Raw genomic sequence first — 25,413 nt, forward strand, 5'->3', positions numbered from 1 at the left:
GCCTAGGCTTCCGGCGCTTCCTGCGGGCGTGGATTGGTGCGTACAGCACCAATACACGCCAGCACCACGCAGCCGATTGCGGCCCACTCGCGCAACTGGAGGATCTCACCGAGCAAGATCAACCCCACCATCGCGGCAACCACCGGCTCGAGGCTCATCAAGATGCCGAAGGTCTTCGCCGGAATCCGGCGTAGCGCTTCGAGTTCCAGGGTGTACGGAATGGCTGAGGACAGCAGGCCGACGGCAACGGCCACGGCTACCAGATGCGGCTGCCACATCTGGGCGCCGCCCTCGACGAGACCGATCGGCGCCACCACAACCATTCCCACCGTACTGGCGACGGCCAGGCCGGACGAACCTTCGAACCTGCGGCCCGTCTCGACGCTGAGGAGGATGTACGCGGCCCACCCCGCGGCGGCCACCAGCGCGAAGATGACTCCGACCGGGTCCAGATCGTCCGCGCTGCCTCGGGTGAGCAAGAGGACACCCAAGGCGGCGAGTGCCACCCAGGCGACATCGATCCGCCGGCGGGAGAACGCCACGGACACACCCAACGGTCCGAGGAACTCGATGGTCACGGCGATTCCGAGCGGAATTCTCGAGAACGACTGATAGATGGCGAAGTTCATCGTCGCTAGTGAGAGCCCGAATCCCACCAGAACCATCGTGCCGGCACGGTCGATCCGCGGCAGCCACGTACGGATGAGCTTGCGGGCGAGGATCCCCAAGATCACCGTAGACGTCAGCAACCGCATGAACACGACCGCGCTGGGCGGCATCTGGTCGAACAGACCTTTCGCGATACCAGCACCGAGCTGAACCGAGACGATGCCACCAAGGACAAGTGCGGGTGCCGGAAGTGAGCGCCACAGCTGATTCATTCCAGCAGCACTCCGAGTAACCGCAATGCACCGGCCTTGTCCAGCGGTTCATTGCCATTGCCACACTTCGGCGACTGCACGCACGACGGACACCCCTGATCGCACGGACAGCCGGCGATCGTCTCATGCGTCGCACGCAGCCATTCGGCTGCCGCGTGATAGCCGCGTTCGGCGAATCCAGCGCCACCCGGATGGCCGTCATGGACGAAGACGGTCAGCAATCCGGTGTCGGCATGCCGCACCGTTGACAATCCGCCCACGTCCCACCGGTCGCAGCTCGCGATCAAGGGCAGCATCCCGATCGAGGCGTGCTCGGCCGCGTGCGCCGCTCCCGCCGCATCCGCCTCATCGACCCCGGCGGCGGCCACGACGTCGTCCGGAAGCGTCCACCACACCGCGCGGGTTCGCAGCCGCCGCGCCGGCAGGTTCAGCGGCTCGCTGCCGATGACCTGCCCGGTTCCGAGTAATCGCTTCGTGTATCCGACCACCTGGCTGGTCACCTCGACGTCACCGAGAACGAGCCGGGCGGGCCCGAAGCGCTGCGACTCCGACTCGGTGATCACCGAGGTGTCGGTGACCTCCTGCGCCGTTGTCGTGTAGTCGGGCGCGTCTCTCTCCAGGAGCGCAATTCCAGCATCCACTTCCAGATCCCGCACGACGTACGTTTCCCCCTGATGTACGTACACCGCTCCGGTGTGAACGCTGTGGTGCGCACGCCCGGCGTCAGCGGTGCCGAGGACCCGTCCGGTCTCCGGCTCGACCAACGTCACCAACCCCCCGGCCCCTCTGAGGTCAGCGAGGTCAGCCGCACGGTCTCGTTTGGTCCAGTGCCACCGGGGCCGATTGGTCCCACGGCGCCGGAGCTGCCCGGCTGCCTCGAGATCGGCCACGACCTCTGGAGCGCCGGGGCCGAATATCTCGACGTCAGCCTCGGACAGCGACTTCTCCGCGGCGGCAGCGCACAGGTGCGGCGCCAGCACATAAGGATTGTTCGGATCCAGCACGGTAGCTTCCACCGGCCGTCCGAAGATCACTTCAGGGTGATGAACCACGTACGAGTCGAGCGGGTCGTCGCTGGCGATCAGCACCGCCACGGAATCGCGACCGGCTCTCCCGGCACGGCCCGATTGCTGCCACAACGAGCCCAGGGTCCCTGGCCAGCCGGCGATCAACACCGCGTCGAGGCCGCTGATGTCCACCCCCAACTCCAGGGCCGTAGTGGCGGCCACACCACGCAGCTGCCCCGTCTGCAGGGCCTCCTCGAGGGCACGCCTCTCGTGAGCCAGGTAGCCGGCGCGGTATGACGCAACCCGGGAAGAAAGCTCCGGATCCACTGGCTGCAACGCTGTCCGGGTGAGCTCAGCCACTGTCTCGGCCGCTCGCCGTGAACGGACGAATGCCACCGTTCTCGCATCCGCCACGATGAGATCAGCCAGCAGGTCGGCGGTCTCCGCCAGCACGCCACGCCGCTTCGGGCGCTCGCCCGAGGAAGCCTGCCAAGGTGGTTCCCACAAGACGAACGACGTGGCGCCCCTGGGTGAGGCGTCATCGGTGACGGCCTCCGCCGGCCGGCCGGTGAGCAGCTCCGCCGTGGCCGCGGGGTCGGCCGACGTCGCCGACGCCAGGACAAACGTCGGGTCCGCGCCGTAGGCGTTGCAGATCCGTCGCAGCCTGCGCAGCACCTGCGCGACGTGTGAGCCGAACACACCGCGGTACTCGTGGCATTCGTCGACCACCACGAACCGCAACGCGCGCAGGAACCCAGCCCAGCGGTGATGCCCCGGCAACACGGATCGATGCAGCATGTCCGGATTGGTCAGGATGTACGTGGCATGGCTCCTGGCCATGATCCGCAGCTCGGCCGGAGTGTCGCCGTCGTACGTCGCGGCGACGATGTCGGGAACTGCTAGTTCGTCGAGAGCGCGCAGTTGGTCGGCCGCCAATGCCTTAGTCGGCGAAATGTACAGCGTCGTGCCGCCTTGTCGCCGGCCGCCACGAGCGGCGGTGAGCGCGGGCATCAGGTAGGCCATCGACTTGCCGGAGGCCGTACCGGTGGCCAGCGCGACTGACGTGCCGGCCCACGCGAGTTCCGCGGCGGCGGCCTGATGCGACCACGGCGCCGGGATACCCGACGCGACGTAGCGTTCGCGCACCACCGGATCGAGCCAGCCTGGCCACCCAGCGAGGCGAGACGGACGCGACGGTATGGACTCCACATGCGTGACCCGGCCATGCCGGGTAGGGCCGGCCAGCAGCGTCTCGAGGAGGTCAGTGGTGCCACGCACGCCCGAAAGTCTTTCATCCGTGGTTCAATTCGGTGAGAGTGGAACCGGTGTGACGGCGCGATCGTCCAAGAGATCACGTCAGCAAAAGGGGGAGGATCCGGTGGGTCAGGCGAAGCGGTCCGAGGCTAATGTTGGCGGATCGTGCAGCGCCGCACACCAGGCACGACGCGGTGCCTGGATCGGACCACCGAGGCCGGCTGGCGGCGACACCGCACATGATCGTCGGGTAGTCACGTATGTGCAAAGCAGTGGCCCGTCGTGACCGATCTGGAGGCTGTTCGTGGACCTGTCGTTGTCGACTCGTGTTGAAAGCGGCCCCTGGGGTGACCGGAGCGTCGTCGATGTCGCCGGTGAGATCGACGTGTACACCGCTCCCAAACTTCGGGAGCAGTTGGTGGAAATCGTCGACGCCGGTCAGTACCACATCATCGTGGACATGCACGGCGTCGAGTTCCTCGACTCCACGGGGCTAGGGGTACTGGTCGGCGGCTTGAAGCGCGTCCGCCAACACGATGGCTCTCTCCGGCTCGTCCGGGTACAGGAGCGGATCCTGAAGATCTTTCGAATCACCGGGCTGACCAAGGTTTTTCCGATTCACGACACTCTCGAGGAAGCTCTGGCCGGCGAATGAACTAGTGCGTGCCGGTACGTACCATCCAACTGATGTGGCGCATCCGCGAAGACTCGTATCTATCCCGGCGTTGACGCCCACCGGCACCCCCGGAGCTGGTCGATAAAGGCCGCCTCGGCCTACCCCGATGTGCAACTGACCGGGCGCGGCATCTAGACTCCCGGACCAGTCGGGCCGGGAGTCTGTGTGGGGATCCGGCCCTGTTGCAGTAGTCCATGATCTCGTGGCGGCTGCCTTCAGCCGTGCCGGGATCTCCCCGATCACCGCCTTCGCCCGAGGGCTACGTCAAGGAGGACGAATGACCGGGCCCATTTACACAGCCGACGGAGTATCCGTCTCTTTATCCGGCGGGAACCTGTCGTACATAGTCGTGGTAGCGCTTATTGCGCTGGCGGCACTTGTCATGGCCGCGCTGTTCCGGCGCGAGGTGCTTGCCGCCGACGAGGGCACCGAGAACATGCGCAAGATCGCGCACGCCGTACAAGAAGGCGCCTCGGCTTACCTGAACCGGCAGTTCAAGACGCTCGGTATCTTTGCCATCCTGGTTTTCGCCCTGTTGTTCCTGCTCCCGGGTGATCCCGGAGTGCGGATCGGCCGTTCGATCTTCTTCCTGGTGGGCGCCGGATTCTCGGCGGCCGTGGGCTACCTCGGCATGTGGCTGTCCACCCGGGCCAACGTGCGAGTCGCCGCTGCCGCCCGCGACAACCAGCGGGAACCGGCGATGCGGTTGGCCTTCCGAACCGGTGGCGTCGTCGGTATGGCCACCGTCGGCCTGGGTCTCTTCGGCGCCGCACTGGTGGTGTTGCTCTACCGCGGCGATGCGCCGATGGTGCTGGAAGGCTTTGGCTTCGGCGCCGCACTGCTGGCGATGTTCATGCGTGTTGGTGGCGGCATCTTCACCAAAGCCGCGGATGTCGGCGCAGACCTGGTCGGCAAAGTCGAGCAAGGTATCCCCGAGGACGACCCCCGCAACGCCGCGACCATCGCCGACAACGTCGGTGACAACGTCGGCGACTGCGCGGGTATGGCGGCCGACCTCTTCGAGTCATACGCGGTGGTGCTCGTCGCGGCGCTGATTCTCGGGTCCGCGGCGTTCGGCGCCGAGGGCCTCGTCTTCCCGCTGATCGTTCCGGCTATCGGAACGCTGACGGCCGTCCTTGGCATCTACCTCACCAAGGCGCGCGTTGGAGAGAGCGGCCTGACCAGCATCAATCGGGCATTTTATCTATCAGCTGGACTCGGGGCCATACTGTCGGCCATTGCGGCCTACGCTTACCTGCCGGGCACATTCCAGCAGCTCGACGGCGGTATCGGCGACCACGACGGAGACCCGCGACTGCTCGCCGCGCTCGCCGTGCTCATCGGTGTAGTCCTGGCCGGCCTGATTCTGTTGCTCACCGGTTACTTCACCGGAACAGACAAGAAGCCCACCCAGGACGTCGGTCGAACCTCTCTGACCGGCCCGGCAACAGTGATCCTGTCCGGATTCGCTCTAGGACTCGAGTCGGCGGTGTACACGGCACTGGTCGTGGCAGCCGCGGTTTACGGCACGTTCCTCCTGGGCGGCGGCTCGCTGCTGCTGTCGCTGTTCCTGATCGCTTTGGCTGGCACCGGCCTGCTGACGACCGTCGGGGTCATCGTCGCCATGGACACGTTCGGTCCGGTCGCGGACAACGCCCAGGGAATCGCCGAGATGTCGGGCGACGTCGAGGGCGAGGGCGCGCAGCTGCTCACCGAGCTCGACTCCGTGGGCAACACCACCAAGGCCGTCACGAAGGGCATCGCGATCGCGACGGCGGTGCTGGCCGCCACGGCGCTCTTCGGTTCCTACATGGACGTCATCATGCGTGAGCTACGCGAAGTCGGAGCCACCTTGGACGCCCACGACTCCTTCGTCCTGGAGATCTTCTCGCCGAACGTTCTGGTCGGCGTGCTGATCGGCGCCTGTGTGGTGTTCCTCTTCGCCGGATTGGCGATCAACGCCGTCGGCCGGGCTGCCGGCGCCGTCGTGTTCGAGGTTCGCCGTCAGTTCCGCGACGACCCGGGCATCATGGCCGGAACCACTCGACCCGAGTACGGCCGAGTGGTGGACATCGTCACCAAGGACTCGCTCCGTGAGCTCGCGACCCCGGGCCTGCTGGCCGTGTTGGCCCCCATCTCGGTCGGCTTCGGTTTGGGTATCGGCGCACTGGCGGGCTTCCTCGGTGGTGCCATCGCGTCCGGCATGCTGATGGCGGTTCTGCTGGCCAACTCCGGTGGAGCGTGGGACAACGCCAAGAAACTCGTCGAAGACGGTCACCACGGCGGCAAGGGTTCACCTGCCCATGACGCGACCGTGATCGGCGACACCGTCGGCGACCCGTTCAAGGACACCGCCGGTCCGGCGATCAACCCGCTGCTGAAGGTGATGAACCTGGTCTCGGTTCTGATCGCCCCGGCGATCGTCGTCATGACAGTCGGCGCCGACGCCAACGACGGTCTGCGGTACACGATCGCCATCGTCGCCGCGCTGATCATCGTGGCGTCCGTGTGGATCTCCAAGCGGCGCTCGACCGTCATCTCGGACGAGCAACCCGCCCGCGAGAACGTCTCCGCCTAGCCAGATAACCGAACAGCAACCCTAAGTGATCGTCTGGGGCCGCAAGCGGCTCCAGACGATCACTTTGTTGGGGCCCGTCATACGTTCCGTGGCTGCGTTGACGCGTGTCGTGGCTGGGAAACCTGTGGATACATCTCAAGCCTTCCGGTGATCGTCAGTACGTTGTGGTTGCTACAGGGGTGATCGACAGCGCCTTGTGGCTGTCACCAACAACCAATACCCACTGACGATCACCCACGACTCGGGTCGAGAACGCGTCAATCAGCGGGTGAAGGCCGCAACAGACACCACCACTCCTCGGTAGTGCTCGTCGTCCACCTCGGCCGTCGGCACCCCCACCCTGGTCATCTCCGCGATCAACGGCTTTGGTGAACGTGTTCGCACGAACGTGTGCACACCGCCCGGCATCCCGCTGAGTTCCCCAAGTGAGCCGAGATGCGCCGCGAGCCGCTCCCGCCGTCGCGCGTAAACGTTGCGCACCCGGCGAATATGGCGGTCGAGCCCGCCAGATGAGATCAGCTCGGCCACAGTCAGTTGCACCATTGTCGAGAGGCCGAGATCGGTTCGCTCACGCTGCTCGCGAAGCCGCGATACGACGCCTTGTGGTGCGACGATCCATCCGATCCGCAGCCCGGGCGCGAGGACCTTCGACAACGATCCCAAGAGCACGACGGTGTCTGGGGCCAGCGCCTGCATCGCTGACGGCGTGTTCGGCGGCGCCAGGTGGGAGTCCCAGTCGTCTTCGATCACCCAGCGGCCCGCCTCGTTACAGGCATCCACCAGCGCGCGCCGTCGCTCAGCCGGCATCAGCGCACCGGTCGGGTACTGATGCGTCGGGGTGACGAGCACGGCACCGGCGCTGTCCGGAATGCTGTCGGGAATAAGACCCTGGTCGTCGATACGCACCGACTCGACCTGGACCAGCTGCCGCATCATCTGGGTGGATCCTGGCGACCCAGGGCTCTCCACTGCCCAAATCCGCACTCCGAGCACCTCGGCCAGCAATGCCATTGCATGGGAGACCCCGCCGGTGACATGGATATCGTCCGGCGCGGCCGGAACCCCTCGGGTACGCCGAAGCCAGTCGGCCAGCACCGCGCGCAGCCGCGGATGCCCAGACGGGTCGGGATATCCCAGGTCGGCGCCTGCCAGTTTGGACATCGCCGCGCGCGTCGCCGCGGACCAGGCTCGATACGGAAACAGCGCGGGGTCGGGAACACTTGGCGAGCGCGGCGGAGCCGCGGACGTCGGCGCGGCGGGGATGGCGGGGCCGATGCCGGGTGCACCAGCGACGACGGGCCGCCGGCGCGGCGCCATCCGGACAAATCCCTCAGCGGCCAGCTGCGAGTACACCGCGTCGGTGGTGCCCCGGGCCACCCCAAGGCTCGCGGCAAGATCCCTGGCACCGGGCAGGGCATCCCCTGCACCGAGCTGACCATTGTGGATGGCCGAGATCAGGCGGGCCCGGAGCCACCCACTCTTCCCGTTGTCCGGCACTTCGCCACACAACGCAGCCAGGCGAGAGGCATCGTCGGACAGCACTGGCCCAGTAAACCACTGCACCTCTGGCCCTGTCTATAGGCCAGTTACTCGGTCAGAGTCGTGCTTGTGCCTACTCTCATCGCTTCCCGGTCCCGAGTGCCGTCCACCACGGTCGGCGCAGCACGCTGTGCGGCCGGCATGGCGATCGTCGGCACTTCCATCGCGATCGCTCCGGCGCTGGCCGACTATCCCGTTCTGGCCGGACAAGCTTGGCGCTACCTGCTGGCCGGGCTGATTCTGGCTGCGCTGCTCATCCACCAAGCCACGCCCGGCGCGATGCCGTTTTCGCCCACCAACCGCCTGAGTGGCGCCATCGGACGCGGTTGTGCCCGAGCTCGCGCCGCCGCCCAACCGTTGTCGCGGGTGTCAACCAGCAACGCCCTGCGCCTGACCGGTATCGCCGTCACGGGCCTCGCCGCGTTCAACTGGCTGTTGATCGAAGGAACCCGGCACGCCGATCCGGCCTTCATGGCATCTGTGGTCGGAGCCACTCCTGTCGTCCTAGCACTGGCCGGGCCGCTGACGACCGGCGGCCGGGTCAAGCCTGCGACGGTCGTCGGCAGTGCACTCGTACTGGTGGGAATTGTGCTGGTGCATGGCGCCACCGGCGCCCCATTGGTCGCACTTCCGTATGCCCTCGGCTTTCTCGCCTGCGAGGTGGCTTTCACCCTTCTGGCCGTCCCAGTGCTGCGAGAACTGACACCTCTGCAACTCTCGGCCTCGGTCTGCCTGATCGCGACGCCCATACTCGCCGTTCTGAGCATCTTCGAACCGGGCCCGAGCCTGCAACTGCCAACCGGGACCGAGACGCTGGCACTGCTCTATATGGCGGTCCTGACCACAGCGGTGGCGTTCCTCCTTTGGTACAGCGGCGTAGCCCAGCTCGGCGCCGACCGGGCCGGGCTATTCGTCGGCATCATGCCCGTCGCCGGCTATCTGGCGGGTCTGGTGCTCGGCACCTCGACATGGGCGGTACCGGCGCTCATCGGCGTCACGTTGTGTGGCCTCGGCATCGCGGTAGGGCTCACCCCGAGTCGCCGGCGCTCCAACGCCGGCGACCCAAGCAGAGCCAACCAATAGACCCAGCACCGTTACCGGCTCAGCCGCTGGAAGCGGCGGACCGCCAGTGGCAGGAAGATCGCGGTGATGATCACCGGCCAGACCAGGGCCATCAGCAACGCGTTCTGCTCGATCCAGGTATCGCCCACGGCAGGCGGGTTACCGAACAGTTCACGCGCCGCCGTCACCGTCGACGACACCGGATTCCACAACGCGATGGTTCCCAGCCAAGTCGGCATCAGGGACGGCGCGACGAACACGCTGGAGATCATCGCGAACGGGAACGCCACGGCGAACAGGCTTCCGGCTGCTTCCTCGTTCGGCACCAGCAGACCGAGCCAGACACCCACCCAGATCAGCGCGAACCGCAAGAGGAGGAACAGCGCGAACGCCGCCAGCGTCCCCAGGATGCCGCCTTGTGAACGCCATCCAACGACGAGAGCGGTCATGGCCAAGACCAGGAGATCGAGCGTGGCTGCGATGAGATCGCCGCCTCCACGGCCGGTGACGACGGCGGACGGTGCCATCGGCATCGACCGGAAGCGGTCGGTGACACCCTTGGTGGTGTCGAAAACCACCGCGTACGCCGTGTTCATGAACGCCATCGCCATGGTCATCCCGAACAGGCCAGGCATGAGGAACTCGCGGTAGTCACCCCCGCCCGGCACCGACATCGCACTGCCGAAGACATACCCGAACAGCAGCACGGACACGATCGGGAAACCGAGCTGCCAAGCGATGTTCGACGGCTGCCGGACGTAATGGGTCATACCGCGGCGCACAATGGTCCAGCCGTCGGCGAAGGCCCAATACAGCCGCCGGCTAGGACCGTCGTCAGGGACGTCCGCCGTCGACGGACTCGAGTGGATCGTCTGGGTACTCATTCTCCGCTGCTCCCGTTGCCGTGCTGTGCTGCCGTTTCGCTTTCTGCCCGGTGGCCGGTGATCGTCAAGAAGACCTCATCCAGCGTCGGCCGCCGCAGTCCGATGTCTTCGACGCCGACACCTGCGTCCTGCAGTGTCCGTGCCACCTCGGTGAGCGCCGCCACTCGATCAGTTACCGGCGCGTGTATGCGGCGGTCTTCGTCATCGATGCCCGGCTCGGCGGATGCGACCTGCGCGACCACTTTGACGGCCTGCGGGATGTCCGACGGCTCTTGGACAACGACCTCGATGCGGTCTCCCCCAACGATGTTCTTCAGCCCACCGGGAGTGTCGTCAGCCACGACGCGGCCGTTGTCGATCACGGCGATCCGCTCGGCAAGCTGGTCGGCCTCGTCCAGGTACTGAGTGGTCAGGAGCACCGTCGTACCCTGCTCCACCAATGAACGAATCGCTTGCCATACCTCGTTGCGGCCCCGAGGATCCAGGCCGGTGGTGGGTTCATCCAGAAACAGCACGTCTGGAGAGAGGATCATGCTCGCGGCCAGATCGAGCCGGCGCCGCATCCCGCCGCTGTACTCTTTGACCCCCTTACCCGCGGCCTCCACCAGGTCGAACTGCTCCAGCAGCTCTTCCGCGCGCAGCGCCGCCCGCTTGGGACCGAGATGGAATAGCCGACCGAACATCCGCAGGTTCTGCCGGCCAGTCAGCACCTCGTCAAGAGCGGCGTACTGTCCGGTGAAGCCGATCTTGCTCCGCACCTGCCGGGGCCGCTTGACCACATCGAAGCCGGCCACCTCCGCTCTTCCGCCGTCCAGCCGGACCAGAGTGGCCAGGATCCGGACGGCTGTTGTCTTACCCGCACCGTTCGGCCCAAGCAGGCCGTAAACCGTTCCCCGAGGCACGACGAGGTCGAAGCCATCGAGGGCTCGCTTCTCCTTGTACTGCTTCACAAGCCCTTCGGCGACGATCGCGGTCTCAGCCACGACGCCTCCTTTCCTTCTCTTCGGTGCCCAATCCGAGCACAACTGCGTACACTATACCCTCAACGCGTACAGCGCACGCATTTATTTCTTCAAGACCATCCGACGGTCACTCGATTCCGATCGCTCGGTTCCGAGTATATAGCTGTGCCGTGCACTCGGAGCAACTCGGCTGAAAGACACCCAGGAGCTACCCATGACACGTCACCATTCCCGCGAGCCAGGTAACGCGCCTACTACCAGGCGCTCTAAGCTGGACAGACCATGACGACGGAGTACAGCGGCAGCGGCGACGTCTCCAGCAGCCTGGAGTTGATGTGGGGGCTACGTGAGCGATCCACTCGCGGGCCCAAACCAGGGCTGACTCTCCCCAAGATCGTCGAGGCGGCTATCGAGGTGGCCGACGCAGAAGGGCTCAGCGCGCTGTCAATGCGCCGGGTCGCGACCAACCTCGGGGTCGGCACCATGTCGCTTTATCGCTACGTACCGGGTAAGAACGAGTTGCTCGACTTGATGCTGGATCACGTCTCCGGGCCGGACGACATCCTCGACTACGAGCCTTCGAGCTGGCGAGATCTCTTGAACCGAATGGCCCACGACACCTGGCAGCTGTGTATGCGGCATCCGTGGTACCCGTTCGTCGACCAGGCTCGCCCACTGATCGGGCCCAATGGGCTACTGGGCCTCGAGTACATTTTCCGCCACCTGCGTGGGACCGGCCTGGGGGACCAACAGCTAGTGATGATCATCGGCCTGATCGACGATTTCGTGACCGGGATGGCGCGCACTCACATCAGCTCCAAGCAGGCCGAGGAACGCACCGGCATCAGCAACGACGAGTTCTGGGCCACCCAGGAGCCGATCCTCAGCAGAGCCATGGAAAGCGGCCAGTACCCCACGATGGCCGGACTGGACGAGAACACCTTCGCATTCGGCTATGAAGAGCATTTCGAGTTCGGCCTGGCGCGTATCCTCGATGGTCTCGAAGTCTTCATCGAAGGCCGCCCCGGCGCGGCAAAATGATCGGTGTCGCCGCATCAGGGTGTTCGAGCACCTCAACGTCATGCTTGTAGACATCGCTGAGGAGTTCACTGGAGAACACGTCGCCCGGCCGCCCCTGTGCTGCCATCCGGCCCTGGGAAAGCACAGCAACCCGATCGGCGTAGGCGGCGGCCAAGTTCAGGTCATGCAGAACCACCACCACCGCGTCGCCCGCGGCTGCGCGATCGCGGGCCACTTCTAGAACCAGTTCTTGGTGATGCAGGTCCAACGCCGCGGTCGGCTCGTCGAGCAAGATCACCTGGGTCCGCTGAGCCAGCACCCGGGCCAACGCCACACGAGCTCGTTCACCGCCGGAGAGCGAGCCGAACCGCCGAGTCGCAAACGACTCCACATCGGTCGCGGCCATCGCCTCCAGGACCGCTTTCTCGTCGTCGTCCTCGAGTGAAGTCCCCGACCACGGGGCACGACCCATCGCGACAACTTCGGCGACGGTGAACGGGAACGAGAGGGTGATCTGCTGCAGCAAAACTGACCGGCGCATCCCCGATTCGGTAGGCGTCCAGTGCTGAACCACCCGCCCGAACAGCTCGGCTGTACCTTCGTCTGGGATCACATCGCCGGTCAAGACCGACAACAACGTCGACTTCCCGGCGCCGTTCGGACCCACGAGGGCGACGACCTCTCCGGTATACACCTCGAGGGACACCTCGCGCAGAATCGGCACGCCACCGAACCGCACCCCTACCGCTTGGGCGGAGATGGCTGGCAGCCCTGGGGACAGCCTGCCCGGCAACCTCGACGATCGGCGCCAGCTCATCGCCGTCATGCCCACCCTCCTGCACGGTTACGGGTCCGGCGCAACAACCAAAAGAAGAACGGACCACCCACCAGGGCCGTGAGCATGCCGATCGGTAGATCGGCGTAGGCGATCGCGGTGCGGGCGACCAGGTCGGCGGTGACGAGGAGCACCGCGCCACCCAGCGCGCTTGCCGGAATCAGTAGCCGATGCCCAGGCCCGACGAGCATCCGGATCAGATGCGGAACGACCAGCCCGACGAATCCGATGACACCGGCGAACGCCACCCCAGCGCCGACGAGCATCGCTACCGCCGTGATGGCGAGTATCCGGACCCGCTCCACATTGACTCCGAGGTGGCGCGCGGCCCGATCACCGAGCGACAGCAGATCCATCGGCTTCGCCAGTACCAACGCCGCGACCAAGCCGACCACGATGAAGGGGGCCACAGCGGCGACGGCCATCCAGCGGGCGCCGTTCAGACTGCCCATCTGCCAGAAGACAATCTGCTCTCGCGCCTCCGGAGTGGCGACGAAGGTGGCGAAGGCCACAATCGCGAAGGCGACCGCGGTCACCGCGACGCCCGTGAGGATCATCGTCACCACCTCGGTCCGCCCGCCGACACGGGACAGGGCGTAGACGAGAAGCGTCGCGACCAGACCGGTGGTGAACGCCGCCACCGGAACCGTCCACTCACCAAGCACGCTGGCGCCGGTCACGAACACCAGGCTGGCGCCCACGGCTGCTCCCGGCGAAACCCCGACGATGGCCGGCTCGGCCAACGGATTGCCGAAGGTGCCCTGCATCAGCGCACCGGCGGTGGCCAGCGCGGCTCCCACCAAGACGGCGAGCACGACCCTGGGGAAGCGCACCAGCCACAACGTGTTCTCCCCTTGTGGGTGCTCGGGCAGGGGACCGATGTCGAGCGGAAGGTCGACGGTGACACCGACCCACGCCAGCAGCCGCTCCAGCCCGGAGTCGAGCCGGTGCATGATCGATCCAGCCACTTCCGCCGGCGCGATCGCGAGCTGACCACGCCCCGCCGCCAGGACGATGACCACCAACAACGCCGCTGTGAGCCCCGCCAGCAGAAGTGTCGCCCGAAGTCGCGCCGACATCGCGCGCGACGTCGGTGTTTCCGAGGGCGGTTCTCCCGCGGATGCCGCCGCGCCGCTCGGCGACCTTCCCGAACGCGCCGGCCGATCGGTCCCGGCCCTGGATGTGACACTCACGGCGCGTAGACGGCCTCGGCGAGGGCGGCAATGGTCCGCCCGGTTCGCGGTCCGAAACTCAGCAGCTGGGTGTCCGCCATGTCCACGACTCGTTGCTTCTCCCCCGCGGGCGTCTGAGCCACACCTGGGATCTTCGCCAGGCCGCCGACGCCTCCGATGGAGTTCAACCCTTCGGTCATCATGATGATGACGTCGGGACTGGCTTCTATCAGTGCTTCGGACGTTATCTGGGTAAACGAGCGGCCGAGACCGATGTCTGTGCCGACGTCGATCGCCCCGATCGCCTGGATCATGGCGTCCGCGCCAGAGCCCGGCCCAGCCAGGAGCTGAACCGCGCCGCCACGGGTATAGAGGAAAGCGATACGTAAGGGCCCGGCGTCCTCTGGTGCCCAGGACATCGACCCAAGGATCTCTTCCTCCGTCTGTTCGACCAGCATCTCGCCCACCTCCGGCACCCCGAGAGCACCGGCCACGGCCCGGATCTGGCTAGGCACCCCACCGAGGGTGCGAGCGTCGTCGAAGAAGATCACCGGGATACCCGCGTCTCGAAGCTGCTGTTGAACCTCGGGCGGGCCGATACTCGCGTCGGTGAGGACCACGCTGGGGTTGAGATCCAGAATGGCTTCGGCATTGAGGTCGTGGGCGCCGGGCGTGACCACCGGCAGGTGCTCGGCCTGCGGGAATCCGGTGGAGGTGTCGCGCCCCACCACGTAATCACCCATGCCGAGGCTGAACACGATCTCGGCCAGGGTGCCGTAGAGGTCGACGGCCAGAATCCGGCTGGTTTCAGTCACCTGCACTGTCTCGCCGTCGCAGGATTCGACAGTAACCGGGAGTTTCGGGGCGGGATCGTTGACCACCGGGTGGATGTTCTCATCGGCGATCTCGGCGGTGGACGGTCCGCTCAGCGTGCGTGGGTCAGGCCGGTTGGTGGCGTCTCGGCCAGCACTGGCAGGTTGCTCGAACGGGCGCCCATCGGCGTCGACGGAGACCGCGAAGCCCTCGACGGGGTCGGGGCACGCGTTGACGACGGAATCCCCGGCGGCGTCCGCGTTCGGCACGGCTTCGTCGCGGTCCGCCTCGACGTCGTCGTCGTTGCTCTCCCCGCCCGCGGCATTCCCCTCCGCACCGGCGGGTCCGCTCACCTCACCTGCCCCAGGCGGGCTTGCCTCACCCCCGCACCCGACGACGAGAAGGCCGGCTACCGCCAGCACACACACGAGGCGGCGGGAATCGCGACGAAGCACACTCGATGGCACCCTGACCGCCTCTCAGAGCCCGGTGCCGAGCTCGACGGCGCGGCTCAATTCGACGAACACGTCGGTGTTGAGCCGGTAGGCAGTCAACACCTCCTGAATGACGCGCTCCTGCTCGTCCGGGTCCAACGCGAGTGCGTCCAGCTTGTCCCGGTAGGCGTCCTTGAACAGCTTGGGACGCGGAATCCGGTCGAACCGATAGAAGCTGATCCCGGCGCCCTCGATGCCGTAGACGCGGCCGACCACCTGACCGATAGCCAGTCCACCGGAGAGATCGCCTAGGTAGCGGGTGTAATGATGCGCAACGAACCCAGCCGGCCATCCAGCCATGTCGCGGATGCGGGCGGCGTAGCGCCGAGTGGCCGGCAGCGGCGTGATTCGCTCACGCCATCCCGGCTCGAGCAGAGCGTCGAGATCCTCTCGCAGGTGCGGCACACGCACCAGGTCGTCTGTGACGAACGCCCCGGCACAAGGGTTGTTACGTAGCTCACGCCCCACCGCTTCGAGTGCCTCGTAGATGAAGAGGTGCTGGATAACCATCTGGGCGTATCCGCCGCGGTCGATCTCCCCGTTCATCAGCGCTTTCATGAAGCTGGCCCCTTCGGCCCGCTGGTGCACGCCCCTGCTGCGATCCCGCAGCAATTGGGCAAAGGACGGTCGTCGATCCGTGGTCGTCGCAGTCACAAGCACTCCTCAAGCCGACAAATTAAGGTTAGCCTACCCGAAACGAGGTAAGCCTTACCTAGTTGACCTATGGTCCAATTCGCATACATCAGAGGTGGAAGATGAAAACACCGCCCGCACGGCCCTCGCGGTCGCGTGCTCGGCACCGAGCACCACTCGTGGTCGCTCTCGGGCTTGCGCTAACGCTCGGAGTGACCTTTGCCGCTACGACGGCCGGGGCGGCTACGGGCACCGGCCCGGACGGCCAGGACGTCACCGTGTCCAAGACCAGCGGACTCGACCCCGAAGGCGAAACGATCACGGTGTCGGGTTCCGGATTCGATCTGAGCAAGGGCATCTACGTGGCGTTGTGCGTGGACAACGGTGCAGGGCAAGCACCGACGCCGTGTCTGGGCGGGGTAGACATGGAAGGCTCCAGCGGCTCATCGGCCTGGATCTCGTCGAACCCGCCTAGCTACGGGGAAGGACTTGCCGAGCCGTTCGACGAAGTCGGCGGCCAAGGCTCGTTCAGCGTCCAGTTGACAGTCGCGGCCAGTGACGAGTTCACCGATTGCCTCGACCCGTCCGTCGCGCCGAACGGCTGCGTCGTCGGCACCCGGGCCGATCACACTCGCACCGGAGATCGCAGTGCGGATGTACGCATCCCGGTGACGTTCGGCGGTTCCGGATCCGGTTCCGGATCCGGATCCGGCGAGGACGAGGCCGGGTCCGGTGGGCAGCCCGGAAACGGCACGGGGGCGCCAGCCACCCAGACCCCGACGCCGTCGGCCACCGGCGCCACGAACGGCGCCACACCAGGTGCGGAGGCCACGACGGCCGGGGCCGGCGACGACCTCGCCCGTACTGGAGCCGCGCCGGCCTTGGCTATCGGCGCTGCCGTCTTCGGTCTCATCGCGGGCACCGCACTCATGGCTGTTCGCCGGCGCACCGGCGCGCCGCTATGAGCAGGTGGTTTCAGACGTCAACCCATCTGGCAGAGGCCAATCGAGCACGCTTCACAAGGAGATATCCGTGACAAGACACGATTACCGGCGCCGGGCGTTCCGGCGACCGGCCGTGGCTGCCTTATCAGCGGCCCTCACCCTCGGCGGTCTCACCGCTGCCGGCGCACAAACAACTGCGATCCCGCTGAGCGCCGGGCATAGCGGCGCCGTGGCCAGGGGCGTTTCCGGCGGCGATCTCGAATGGGGGCTGCGCACGTCGTACCGCAACTACATCGCCGGTCCGATCGCCCACGGCGAGATCATCACCAGCGACTCGGCGGTATGGCTCGATGGTCCCGGCAACGCGCGTGGACCGTTCTCGTTCCCGAACGCGACCGGCTCGCTCGACACCGACACCGGGATCGGCCACCTCGCCTTCGACGGCCAGGTGTACACCGGCGGCCACGACTACGGCGACGGTCCGATCCTCGAACTGACCATCAGCAACATCCGCCTGGACGTCGACGACGACCACGGCACGCTCATCGTCGACGCCGAGTACCGGCCGTTCGTAGGCGCGAATCCCAACATCGAGCCCCCTGCCGTGGAAACCGCCGCCGATATGGCCTTCGGTCAGGTGGACCTCAGCGGCGCTGATCTCACGCCCGACGATGCCGGCGTCGTCACCGTGGCGGGTGCTCCCGTCACCGGTGTACGCGAGGCGATGGAAGCCATCGGCTGGGACCTCTTCTACTCCGGCGAGCTACCGGACATCCAGCTCGATCCACTGAGTTTCACCGTCACGGTGGAAGACGTCAGCGCCCCCGATCCGGACGACCCGGGCGACCCTGACGACCCAGGCGACCCTGACGATCCCAACGACCCGGAACCGCCTGTATGGGAGCCCGCTGTCGAGGTGTTCGCCGCCGACGGTGAGACACCACTGGCCGACACCGAGGTGACGCCGGGCGACGACGTGGTGGTCCGCGGTTCCGGCTTCGATCCCGACGCGAACGAGTCGACCCGCCCGCCGGTACCGACCGGCCTCCCCGCTGGGGTGTACGTGGTCTTCGGCAAGTTCGCCGACGTATGGCAGCCGTCGGAAGGCGTACCGTCCAGCTCCCGCCACGTGATCGACCAGCGCTGGGCCATGACACAGGGCACACTCGATGCCGTCCCGGATCGTTTCAAGGACTCCATCCTGGAGCAGCACGTCGCCCTGACACCCGAGGGCACCTTCGAAGCCACCTTGACTGTCGACGCGGCGGATGACATCGAAGGTGGCTACGGCGTCTACACCTACGCCGCCGGTGGGGCCGCGGCCAATCCGGAACACGAGATCGCCATCGCGGTCTCGGTCGGCACCGGCGAGGGCCCCACTGAGCCGGACCCGGATCCGGACCCGACCGTCAGCCTGTCCAAGACCGCCAACCTGGACCCGTACGCCGACCTCGTGACCGTGACCGGCGCCGGTTTCCTTCCCGGACCGCTGGCGGATGGATTGCAGGTGGGGGTCGGGCCGGTGACCGACGACGGCACGGTGCCGGACCTCGACCCCGTGACGACGCTCCTACCCGGAGACGACGAGATCAAAGCCGACGGCTCGTTCGAGGTGGATCTACGCACCGAGCAGGTGGAGCCTGGCGACACCCTCGCCGTGTACACAGCACCGGTCGACGCGTCGGCCCCGGAGAGTTACCGGACCAGCACCGAAATCTCGTTCGCCCCAGCACGTAAGCCCGAGCTGAGCGTCGAGCCGACCGACAACCTCGAGGTGGACGACGAGGTCCGGATCACCGGCAGCGGGTTCGCCCCCAACCGCAAGATCTCGATCGCGATAACGGCCAACACCGCCACTCATGAAACCTACGGGTGGCCGACGGGCTGGCTGGGCCACGGCGTGGTGCAGGCCGATGCTGACGGCAACCTCGAGCGCACACTCACCGTGACCGGAACCGTCACCGGTTCCGGGGAAGACTGCAGCGACCTCGACTGTTACGTCGCCAGCTTCAGCTCTGCTCAGGCCGGCGATGCGACGCCGGTGGACTATCGTGCTGACCGCAGTCAGGACGTCTTCGTGCCGATCAGCTTCGCCACCGGGGGCACCGCCCCGGACCCGGACCCGGATCCTCGGGATCCCGCCCTGACCATCTCGCCCGACACAGTGGAGCGCGGACAGTCCGTGACCTTCGCCGGGGCGGACCTGGCACCGGGTGAGACCGCGAGTGTCGTCGTCACCACCGAGGCAGACGCGGCGACGGACGCCACGCTCGACTGGGGTGTGCGGCAGTCGTTCCGCAACTACATCGAGGGCAACATCGCACACGGATCCATCGATGTACGCGCGCCCGCCAGCCGCAACGACGACGGCACATTCCGATTCACCGATGGCCACGGGACCGCGACGGCGGAGACCGCCGACCTGGTGTTCAGTGGCGAGGTGCGATTCGCCGGGCATGACTACGGCGACGGGCCACTGCTGCAGATGACCATCTCCGAACCGCGTGTGATCGCTGAGGGTGACGCCGGCGTTCTCGTCGCCGACGTGGCCAGCAAGAGCCTCGACAGCGGTGAGATCGTCGACTATCCGGCGGTCGAGTTCGCCGAGCTCGACTTCAGTGACGCACCGCTGACGATCACCGGCGATGTCGTCTCGGCCTCCGGCGTCACCGCAACACTGACCGAAGACGGTGTACCGGCATTCGCCGACTTCTACGAGGCCGGTACCGTGCTCGATCCGATCGGCTTCACCGCCACACTGGCTGGCGGCTCCGAGACCGAGGCCGGCAGCGGCATCGTCGATGAGAACGGCGCAGTCGATGTGAGCTGGACGGTCCCGGACAACTTCCCCGTCGGTACGGCCACCGCGACCATGACGGCCGGCGACGACCAGTTGAGCGGCCAGTTCACCGTCGAACCCGCAAGCGGCGGAGGCGACGAGAACGGTGACGACGAAGGCGGAGACGCCGACGGCACGGACGACGGAGACGCCGGCGGAACCGACAGTGGTGACACCGGCGGCGCCGATGAAGCCGGCACTGGCGACGCCGACGGAAGCGACACCGGTGACGCTGACGGCACGGATGACGGCAGTGCGGTGGGTGACGCTGACGGCACGGCACACGGCAGCGCAAGCGGCGACGGCCAGGAGTCCGGAACCGACGACGGCACGGATGCGAGCCTGCCGGACACGGGCTCCGCGACCGGGGTGTTCCTGTGGGCTGCAGGCCTGCTGTTGCTGGGCGGCGTCGGCATCGCCGCCGTGAGCCGCCGCCGCGGTTGGCAGAGCCCACCCATCTCCCGATGATCGTCAGTACGTTGCGGTCTTCCTCAGGGTCGTTATGTCACGATTAGTCCCCGCAGGAACGACCACAGAGCACTGACGATCACCAGGGTTTGCCGCTCAATCCTTTCGGTGATCGTTGGCGAGATTCGGTTGCTACCCGTGGCGATATGCCCCGATCGTCACCTCAAGGAACAGCCACAGATCGCCAACGATCATCGAAGGTTTGGGGGCTGGAGGGCGCGACGCTCGCCGGGCCGTAGGGTGGAGTATGCCCCGGATTGACTACGTGATCTGGTTCGTGCAGTCGCTCGAGCGGTCGGTGGCGTTCTATCGCGACCTGATCGGCCTCGACGTCCGGCTCGAAGGTGACGGGTACGTGGAGTTCACCATGGAGAACACCAAGTTCGCGCTGTTCGAGCGAGCAAAGTTGCCCGAACTGATCGGCCGGACGGGCGGCCAGGCTCCGTGTGGCGAGATCGCGTTCGTCGTCAACGATGTCGATTCCGAAGCCGTTCGGCTGCGAGCAGCCGGAGCAGACATCCTCACCGGCCCGACCGACCGGCCGTGGCGGCAACGCACGTTGCATGTTGCCGATCCGGACGGGAACGTCGTCGAGTTCGCGCAGAACCTGTGACCGCCTCGGCGGAGTGTGGCCCTGCCGGACGCCCGGAGCGGGCCGACGTCGTTCCTGATGCCCTGCGGCAACACCCGGACCGGGTCAGATGGAACACCCGCTACCAGCAGTCTCCACCCGATTTCGAACCACATCCACTCGTCGGCGCGGCCCTGGCCGCGGAGCTTCCCGACGGCCCCGTATTGGAGCTTGCCTGCGGGAGGTCGGGTAGCGCGCTGGCGCTGGCAGCCGAAGGCCGCCAGGTGGTCGCCGTCGACATCTCAGATCTCGCGCTCAGCCAGCTTGCCGGAGAGGCCCGGCGTCGCGGTCTGAACGACCGCATCAAGATCGTTCTGACCGACGTATCGTCATATCAGCCGGAGGCGAACACCTTCGCCCTGGTCATGGCTGCGTTCTTCTGGGATGCCACGGCGTTCCGGGCTGGGTGCGGGGCCGTGCAGCCTGGCGGACTGATCGGCTGGGAGGCGCTGGCCACCACACCCGGCCATGACGGCAGGGCCAGCCGCTCGCGAGTCCCGCACGGCGAGTTGAGCGCGAGGTTACCTGCCTGGTTCGAGGTACTCATCGAAGAACACCACACAACTGATCAACGTCAATCTACTATGGTCCTGGCCCGACGGTCGCGAATCTAGTGCCCAGCGACCACCCCAGTCCTCGATCTCGAATAGGCGGGTGCCAGTGCGCCGGCGCAAATGGTTCGTTCCCGCCGCAGCGGCTCTCCTCGTCGTTGGTGGCATCGCCGGTTTCGCCGGTTGGCAGGCGTCACAACACAGCTGCACCGACGCCATCCCTGATGCCGACCTCCCCGACGTCACGGTCATGACGACGCCAGACGAGCTCGACGAGGCCATAGACCGACAGATCACGGAGCAGTTCGGCCAGTCCCTGGACGACCAGTCGATCATCACCGACCGAATCACCGAGGCATACGATCCGGCGCCGCCGTTCGGGCAGCCCAGGTTGACGATGATCGATCACCCGCGGGACACGGATCTGGCGGGCAACGGCATCGTGCTCCAATCACACGGCCGGAATCTCGCTGTCACTGACAGCTCTACTGGCCAGACAACGTGGGCTCGCGATCAACGGGGCATCTCGTACGGCACGTTGTCTTTCGGCGACCGGCTGGCCATGGCGCAAGTACCGGAGAATCAAGCGCTCACCGTGGCAACTGTCGACGTCACCGACGGTGAAGTCCTCGCCTGCGCGCAGATTGGTGAAGCCGTGGAGAATCCCGGCTACCGGGTTCGCCAGGCGGCCGGCGCGGCAGTCGGCGATGACTCCGTCGCTCTGATTCAACGACAGCCTGGCGACCAATTCGGGCTGTTCATGGTGGACGTGCGGGAGGGGGAAATCCGCTGGCAGCGGACAGTAGAGCTGGACACCATGCCGGAGCTGGTTGACGGGGCTGGTGACGCGCTGGTCGCCAGTCAGGTGCCACCGGGCTCGACCGAGGCGTGGTCCTTCACTGTCGATCGCCGGGACAACTACCCGCCGGAGATGCTGCGCCTGCATGCCTTCTCTCTCGCCGACGGCACGCCGATCTGGGACTTCGGCCTCGACCACGACGCCGGAGAACAGCATTTCGTACACCAGGTCATCGGCACCACCAGCGAACGCGTTGTCGTCCGCGCGTCCCGGTTCGACGAGTCGAGCGAAACCATCGAGAACCATGTGATCGGGCTCGACGCGACGACTGGAGAACCTCGGTGGTCACATCAGCTGCCGCCCTCGCCTTTCGACTCCTACAGCGAGGGGAGGGTATTCGGCGACGTCGTGATCGTCGCCGAAACCGACGACGACCCAGACTCGCTGTACGGCTCGCTGGTCGGATACCACGCCAGCACCGGCGACCAGCTCTGGCAGACCGAGAATGTCACGTCGAGCCTGGAAAGAGGCGCGCTGCTGGACGACACGGCCGTCCTCCCCGGCCTCTCACGTCGTGGCATTCTCACGATCGACCTGCAGTCCGGCGACACCAGTACCGCGTTCGACGGCCTCGACGTGTCAGAGATCATTGTCGACGACACGACGCTCGGCGTCACGTTCTTCTTCCACGGCGATCCCACTCTAATTCTGTACGACCGGGCAGGCTGATTCGCACGTCAAAGTCCCGAGTATGCACCACCGTCGACGTGCACCACCTGCGACGTCACGTGCCGTGCGGCGGGTGAGGCCAGGAAGCCCACGACGGCCGCAACGTCCTCCGGCGTGCCGGCGCGCCCGGTGCGGGTAGCCGCGACGAGCCTGTCTCGACGCTCCTGACTCAGGCGGCCCCGGAAGAACTCGGTTTCGACGATCAAGCCGGGCGCGACCACGTTGGCGGTGATGCCCCGGGCGCCGAACTCCGCCGCGATGGTCACGTTCCAGGCTTCGATGGCGGCTTTGGCCGCGCCATAGGAACCCGCTCCGGTTCGCGCCGCGATCGAGCCGATGGTGATCACCCTGCCGTCGTCCTGGAGACGCTTCTCCAGCGCCGACGTGGCGAGCACCGCGGTCAGCACGTTGGCGTCGAAATTGTCCCGCCAGCCCTGCGCGATTTGAGCCAGCGGCGTGAGATCGTCGTGGGCGTCGAGCTGAGGGACGTTCGCGTTGCCCCCGGCGTTGTTCACCAGGACGTCGATCCGCTCGGGAAGCTGTTCGAGCGCGGACTCGATCTGCTGCGGTGCGGACAGGTCGCAGACGACGGCCGTCGCGCCGATCTCGTCGGCCGTCCGCTTCAGGACGTCTGCTCGCCGCCCGAGGATGGTGACGTCGTCGCCATGATCGGCGAACCAGGCCCCGACTGCGCGCCCAATGCCGGTGCCGCCTCCCGTCACGATGACGTGCCTCATCCAATCTCCTTTAGGCCTAAACTATTTTGATTTAGGCCTAAACTACCAGACATGAGTACGCTGCGCGACGACGTCGACGACATCCAGGACGCCTGGCAACGCGAACGGCCCGACATCCCCGCCGGGTCCATCGGGGTGATCACTCGGATCTGGCGGGTCGGAAAGCTCCTGGAGGAAGACCGTCGACGCACCATGAGGCGGCTGGGAATCGATGTCGCGACCCGTGACCTGCTCAGCACGCTCCGGCGCTCAGGGCCGCCATACGCGCTACCACCCAGGGAGCTCGCCCAACGATGCGCGGTGAGCCCTGGGGCGATCTCTCAACGAGTGAGCCGCGCGGAGGCCGACGAGTTGGTCCGGCGGCACAAAGACACGACGGATGGGCGGGGTGTGATCGTCGAGCTCACCGCCAAAGGCCACGATCTGATCGAACGATCCGTAGATGAGCTGCTACGCCACGAGGAAGACCTGCTGTCCGGCCTCAGCTCGTCCGAGCGCACCGCACTCAGCGACCTGTTACGCACCCTGCTCTCCGATCTCCGGCAGCGCTCAGCGGCTCCGTTGAGTCCTCCTCCGCACCACTAGGCTGCGCGGCATGGTCAGTTGCAGCAACCGACGCGAGGCTGTGCTTCAGTCGATCGCCGCCACCCTGGCTCGGCTCGTTCCCGACCCCTACCTGCTGGTTGCCGTGGACGGAGTCGACGGCGCCGGCAAGACCGTCTTCGCGGACGAGCTTGCGCCCTACCTGATAGCCCGCGGTCGGCCCGTCATCCGAGCAACCGTCGACCGATTCCACAACCCGAAGCACGTACGCTACCGCCGTGGCCGAGACTCGCCCGAGGGATTTTACCGAGACTCGTACAACTACCCGCAGCTCAAGGAGTACCTCCTCGACCCGCTCCGCCCAAGCGGGTCTGGCCTGATTCGCCGCGCGGCGTTCGACCATGAACACGACGCGCCGGTGGACGCGCCGCTCGAATCCATCGAACCCGGAGCGGTGCTAGTCCTCGACGGGATTTTCCTACACCGAAGGGAACTGCTTCGATACTGGGACTTCTCGATCTTCCTCGATGTCACCACGGAGGTGTCGGTGGACCGGTGCGCCGCCCGCGACGGCACGTCGCCCGATCCGGAGGCCGCCGCCAACCGCAGATACGTCGAAGGGCAACGGCTGTACCTGAAAGAATCCATGCCGAAGAAACACGCGTCGATAGTCGTTGAGAACTCGGCTCTCGACGCGCCCCGCATCATCTAGGCAATCGACGCAGACGGGCGCCTCTGGGAGGATCGTCGCCATGCCAGTCTCGCCATATATCCGCCGGCTGCGTGCGGCCATCGGCCAGGACCTGATCCTCCTGCCGGCCGTCGCCGTCCTGCCCCGCGACGAGCACGGCCGCATTCTGCTGGTCAGGCAGTCGGACACCAAGCAGTGGGCCACCATCGGAGGATCAATCGAGATCGACGAAGACCCCGCGACAACTGCCGTACGGGAAGCCCAAGAAGAGGCGGGTGTGGAGGTGGAGCTGACGCGGCTCGTCACCGCACTCGGCGGTCCCCAGTTCCGGCTGACCTATCCGAACGGCGACCGCACGTCGTACGTCAGCCTCGTCTACGAAGCGCGCGTCGTTAGCGGCGAGCCGGAACCGGATAACGACGAGACCATAGACGTCGGCTGGTTCGGCCTAGAGGAACTATCCGACATCGACCTGGGCGACTTCGCCCGCAGCATGTTCTCCGCCCTCGGCCTTCTCGACCCCGCCACCAGTTCTCCCCGCCCCACCTAAATGATCATGTTTGGCGGGTTTTCTCGCGCCTGCCCCTGCCTGCAGGACTGTTGACGCGCAAGGAAGCCTACCGAACATGATCATTTAGGTGGGCGTGAAAGGGCGGGGCGGGGTCACTAAT

22 protein-coding genes are annotated in these 25,413 nt (G+C 66.3%); 12 read left to right on the forward strand and 10 right to left on the reverse strand.

The features are described from left to right. Positions 1–2: 2 nt before the first annotated feature. Together F7O44_RS11870 and F7O44_RS11875 are read right to left on the reverse strand one after the other, a co-directional pair. Complete coding sequence (locus F7O44_RS11870) at positions 3–881, reverse strand: EamA family transporter (RefSeq protein ID WP_162450430.1); 879 nt, start codon at positions 879–881, stop codon at positions 3–5. Further along, a complete protein-coding gene (locus tag F7O44_RS11875; RefSeq protein WP_222851293.1) occupies positions 878–3,166 on the reverse strand; it encodes a DEAD/DEAH box helicase in 2,289 nt (762 codons plus the stop codon). The genes F7O44_RS11870 and F7O44_RS11875 overlap by 4 nt, the downstream gene beginning before the upstream one ends. Before the next feature lie 280 nt (positions 3,167–3,446). On the opposite strand from F7O44_RS11875, the gene F7O44_RS11880 reads away from it, so the two are divergent. Together F7O44_RS11880 and F7O44_RS11885 are read left to right on the forward strand one after the other, a co-directional pair. Next, a complete protein-coding gene (locus F7O44_RS11880; RefSeq protein WP_162450431.1) occupies positions 3,447–3,797 on the forward strand; it encodes an anti-sigma factor antagonist in 351 nt (116 codons plus the stop codon). Positions 3,798–4,095: 298 nt separating this feature from the next. After that, positions 4,096–6,396 carry a sodium-translocating pyrophosphatase gene (locus F7O44_RS11885; protein ID WP_162450432.1) on the forward strand — a complete coding sequence of 767 codons (2,301 nt, stop codon included), beginning with the start codon at positions 4,096–4,098 and terminating at the stop codon, positions 6,394–6,396. A 261-nt stretch (positions 6,397–6,657) separates the two neighbouring features. On the opposite strand, the gene F7O44_RS11890 is transcribed toward F7O44_RS11885, so the two are convergent. Further along, the gene (locus F7O44_RS11890; RefSeq protein ID WP_162450433.1) at positions 6,658–7,938 is read right to left on the reverse strand and encodes an aminotransferase class I/II-fold pyridoxal phosphate-dependent enzyme; all 1,281 of its coding nucleotides are present in this window, start codon (positions 7,936–7,938) and stop codon (positions 6,658–6,660) included. 66 nt (positions 7,939–8,004) lie between these two features. Here F7O44_RS11890 and F7O44_RS11895 point away from each other — a divergent pair, with 66 nt between their 5' ends. Further along, a complete protein-coding gene (locus F7O44_RS11895) occupies positions 8,005–9,018 on the forward strand; it encodes an EamA family transporter (RefSeq protein WP_162450434.1) in 1,014 nt (337 codons plus the stop codon). Positions 9,019–9,029: 11 nt separating this feature from the next. Here F7O44_RS11895 and F7O44_RS11900 read toward each other — a convergent pair whose 3' ends face one another. Both F7O44_RS11900 and F7O44_RS11905 read right to left on the reverse strand, forming a co-directional pair. Then, positions 9,030–9,881: an ABC transporter permease gene (locus tag F7O44_RS11900; RefSeq protein ID WP_162450435.1), complete on the reverse strand. Its 852-nt coding sequence runs from the start codon at positions 9,879–9,881 to the stop codon at positions 9,030–9,032. Beyond that, complete coding sequence (locus tag F7O44_RS11905) at positions 9,878–10,864, reverse strand: ATP-binding cassette domain-containing protein (RefSeq protein ID WP_162450436.1); 987 nt, start codon at positions 10,862–10,864, stop codon at positions 9,878–9,880. Before F7O44_RS11905 ends, F7O44_RS11900 begins: the two co-directional genes overlap by 4 nt. 261 nt (positions 10,865–11,125) lie before the next feature. Here F7O44_RS11905 and F7O44_RS11910 point away from each other — a divergent pair, with 261 nt between their 5' ends. After that, entirely contained in the window at positions 11,126–11,884 is a 759-nt protein-coding gene (locus F7O44_RS11910; protein WP_162450437.1) for a TetR/AcrR family transcriptional regulator, read from the forward strand. Here the strand turns inward: F7O44_RS11910 and F7O44_RS11915 are convergent. The 4 genes from F7O44_RS11915 to F7O44_RS11930 form a co-directional block, all read right to left on the reverse strand. Further along, positions 11,853–12,689 carry a heme ABC transporter ATP-binding protein gene (locus F7O44_RS11915; protein ID WP_222851294.1) on the reverse strand — a complete coding sequence of 279 codons (837 nt, stop codon included), beginning with the start codon at positions 12,687–12,689 and terminating at the stop codon, positions 11,853–11,855. The two genes, F7O44_RS11910 and F7O44_RS11915, sit on opposite strands and share 32 nt — an antisense overlap. Continuing rightward, complete coding sequence (locus F7O44_RS11920) at positions 12,686–13,777, reverse strand: FecCD family ABC transporter permease (protein ID WP_162450438.1); 1,092 nt, start codon at positions 13,775–13,777, stop codon at positions 12,686–12,688. Before F7O44_RS11920 ends, F7O44_RS11915 begins: the two co-directional genes overlap by 4 nt. Positions 13,778–13,887: 110 nt before the next feature. Continuing rightward, positions 13,888–15,138: a heme/hemin ABC transporter substrate-binding protein gene (locus tag F7O44_RS31780; protein ID WP_222851295.1), complete on the reverse strand. Its 1,251-nt coding sequence runs from the start codon at positions 15,136–15,138 to the stop codon at positions 13,888–13,890. A gap of 24 nt (positions 15,139–15,162) precedes the next feature. Continuing rightward, positions 15,163–15,831 (reverse strand): biliverdin-producing heme oxygenase, encoded by a 669-nt coding sequence (locus F7O44_RS11930; RefSeq protein WP_162450439.1) that lies wholly within the window; start codon positions 15,829–15,831, stop codon positions 15,163–15,165. 101 nt (positions 15,832–15,932) lie between these two features. On the opposite strand from F7O44_RS11930, the gene F7O44_RS11935 reads away from it, so the two are divergent. The 5 genes from F7O44_RS11935 (at position 15,933) to F7O44_RS11955 (ending at position 22,771) form a co-directional block, all read left to right on the forward strand. Continuing rightward, positions 15,933–16,775 carry a hypothetical protein gene (locus F7O44_RS11935; protein WP_187361249.1) on the forward strand — a complete coding sequence of 281 codons (843 nt, stop codon included), beginning with the start codon at positions 15,933–15,935 and terminating at the stop codon, positions 16,773–16,775. A 67-nt stretch (positions 16,776–16,842) separates the two neighbouring features. After that, positions 16,843–20,061 (forward strand): HtaA domain-containing protein, encoded by a 3,219-nt coding sequence (locus F7O44_RS11940; RefSeq protein ID WP_162450440.1) that lies wholly within the window; start codon positions 16,843–16,845, stop codon positions 20,059–20,061. Positions 20,062–20,308: 247 nt separating this feature from the next. After that, the gene (locus F7O44_RS11945) at positions 20,309–20,674 is read left to right on the forward strand and encodes a VOC family protein (RefSeq protein WP_162450441.1); all 366 of its coding nucleotides are present in this window, start codon (positions 20,309–20,311) and stop codon (positions 20,672–20,674) included. A gap of 62 nt (positions 20,675–20,736) precedes the next feature. After that, the gene (locus F7O44_RS11950) at positions 20,737–21,306 is read left to right on the forward strand and encodes a class I SAM-dependent methyltransferase (RefSeq protein ID WP_162450554.1); all 570 of its coding nucleotides are present in this window, start codon (positions 20,737–20,739) and stop codon (positions 21,304–21,306) included. Between the two features lie 40 nt (positions 21,307–21,346). Next, entirely contained in the window at positions 21,347–22,771 is a 1,425-nt protein-coding gene (locus F7O44_RS11955; RefSeq protein WP_162450442.1) for an outer membrane protein assembly factor BamB family protein, read from the forward strand. Between the two features lie 8 nt (positions 22,772–22,779). Here the strand turns inward: F7O44_RS11955 and F7O44_RS11960 are convergent, their stop codons facing one another. Next, positions 22,780–23,508, reverse strand: a complete 729-nt coding sequence (locus F7O44_RS11960; protein WP_162450443.1) for an SDR family NAD(P)-dependent oxidoreductase — start codon at positions 23,506–23,508, stop codon at positions 22,780–22,782. Between the two features lie 51 nt (positions 23,509–23,559). On the opposite strand from F7O44_RS11960, the gene F7O44_RS11965 reads away from it, so the two are divergent. From F7O44_RS11965 to F7O44_RS11975, 3 genes are read left to right on the forward strand one after another with little or no spacing between them, the layout of a single operon-like run. Beyond that, positions 23,560–24,093, forward strand: a complete 534-nt coding sequence (locus tag F7O44_RS11965) for a MarR family winged helix-turn-helix transcriptional regulator (RefSeq protein ID WP_162450444.1) — start codon at positions 23,560–23,562, stop codon at positions 24,091–24,093. A gap of 10 nt (positions 24,094–24,103) precedes the next feature. Continuing rightward, a complete protein-coding gene (locus F7O44_RS11970) occupies positions 24,104–24,763 on the forward strand; it encodes a nucleoside/nucleotide kinase family protein (protein ID WP_162450445.1) in 660 nt (219 codons plus the stop codon). A gap of 40 nt (positions 24,764–24,803) precedes the next feature. After that, a complete protein-coding gene (locus F7O44_RS11975) occupies positions 24,804–25,292 on the forward strand; it encodes an NUDIX domain-containing protein (RefSeq protein ID WP_162450446.1) in 489 nt (162 codons plus the stop codon). The last annotated feature ends 121 nt before the right edge of the window (positions 25,293–25,413 follow it).

The organism is Phytoactinopolyspora mesophila, assembly GCF_010122465.1.
Classification (GTDB): Bacteria; Actinomycetota; Actinomycetes; order Jiangellales; family Jiangellaceae; genus Phytoactinopolyspora; species Phytoactinopolyspora mesophila.

What these genes read in the sequence shown, in the direction of transcription:
- F7O44_RS11900 (WP_162450435.1), bottom strand. Translation starts at nt 9,881, where the DNA reads ATGAGTACCCAGACGATCCACTCGAGTCCGTCGACGGCGGACGTCCCT.
- F7O44_RS11920 (WP_162450438.1), bottom strand. Translation starts at nt 13,777, where the DNA reads ATGTCGGCGCGACTTCGGGCGACACTTCTGCTGGCGGGGCTCACAGCG.
- F7O44_RS11965 (WP_162450444.1), top strand. Translation starts at nt 23,560, where the DNA reads ATGAGTACGCTGCGCGACGACGTCGACGACATCCAGGACGCCTGGCAA.
- F7O44_RS11960 (WP_162450443.1), bottom strand. Translation starts at nt 23,508, where the DNA reads ATGAGGCACGTCATCGTGACGGGAGGCGGCACCGGCATTGGGCGCGCA.
- F7O44_RS11970 (WP_162450445.1), top strand. Translation starts at nt 24,104, where the DNA reads ATGGTCAGTTGCAGCAACCGACGCGAGGCTGTGCTTCAGTCGATCGCC.
- F7O44_RS11975 (WP_162450446.1), top strand. Translation starts at nt 24,804, where the DNA reads ATGCCAGTCTCGCCATATATCCGCCGGCTGCGTGCGGCCATCGGCCAG.
- F7O44_RS11945 (WP_162450441.1), top strand. Translation starts at nt 20,309, where the DNA reads ATGCCCCGGATTGACTACGTGATCTGGTTCGTGCAGTCGCTCGAGCGG.
- F7O44_RS11910 (WP_162450437.1), top strand. Translation starts at nt 11,126, where the DNA reads ATGACGACGGAGTACAGCGGCAGCGGCGACGTCTCCAGCAGCCTGGAG.
- F7O44_RS11915 (WP_222851294.1), bottom strand. Translation starts at nt 12,689, where the DNA reads ATGACGGCGATGAGCTGGCGCCGATCGTCGAGGTTGCCGGGCAGGCTG.
- F7O44_RS11885 (WP_162450432.1), top strand. Translation starts at nt 4,096, where the DNA reads ATGACCGGGCCCATTTACACAGCCGACGGAGTATCCGTCTCTTTATCC.
- F7O44_RS11870 (WP_162450430.1), bottom strand. Translation starts at nt 881, where the DNA reads ATGAATCAGCTGTGGCGCTCACTTCCGGCACCCGCACTTGTCCTTGGT.
- F7O44_RS11935 (WP_187361249.1), top strand. Translation starts at nt 15,933, where the DNA reads ATGAAAACACCGCCCGCACGGCCCTCGCGGTCGCGTGCTCGGCACCGA.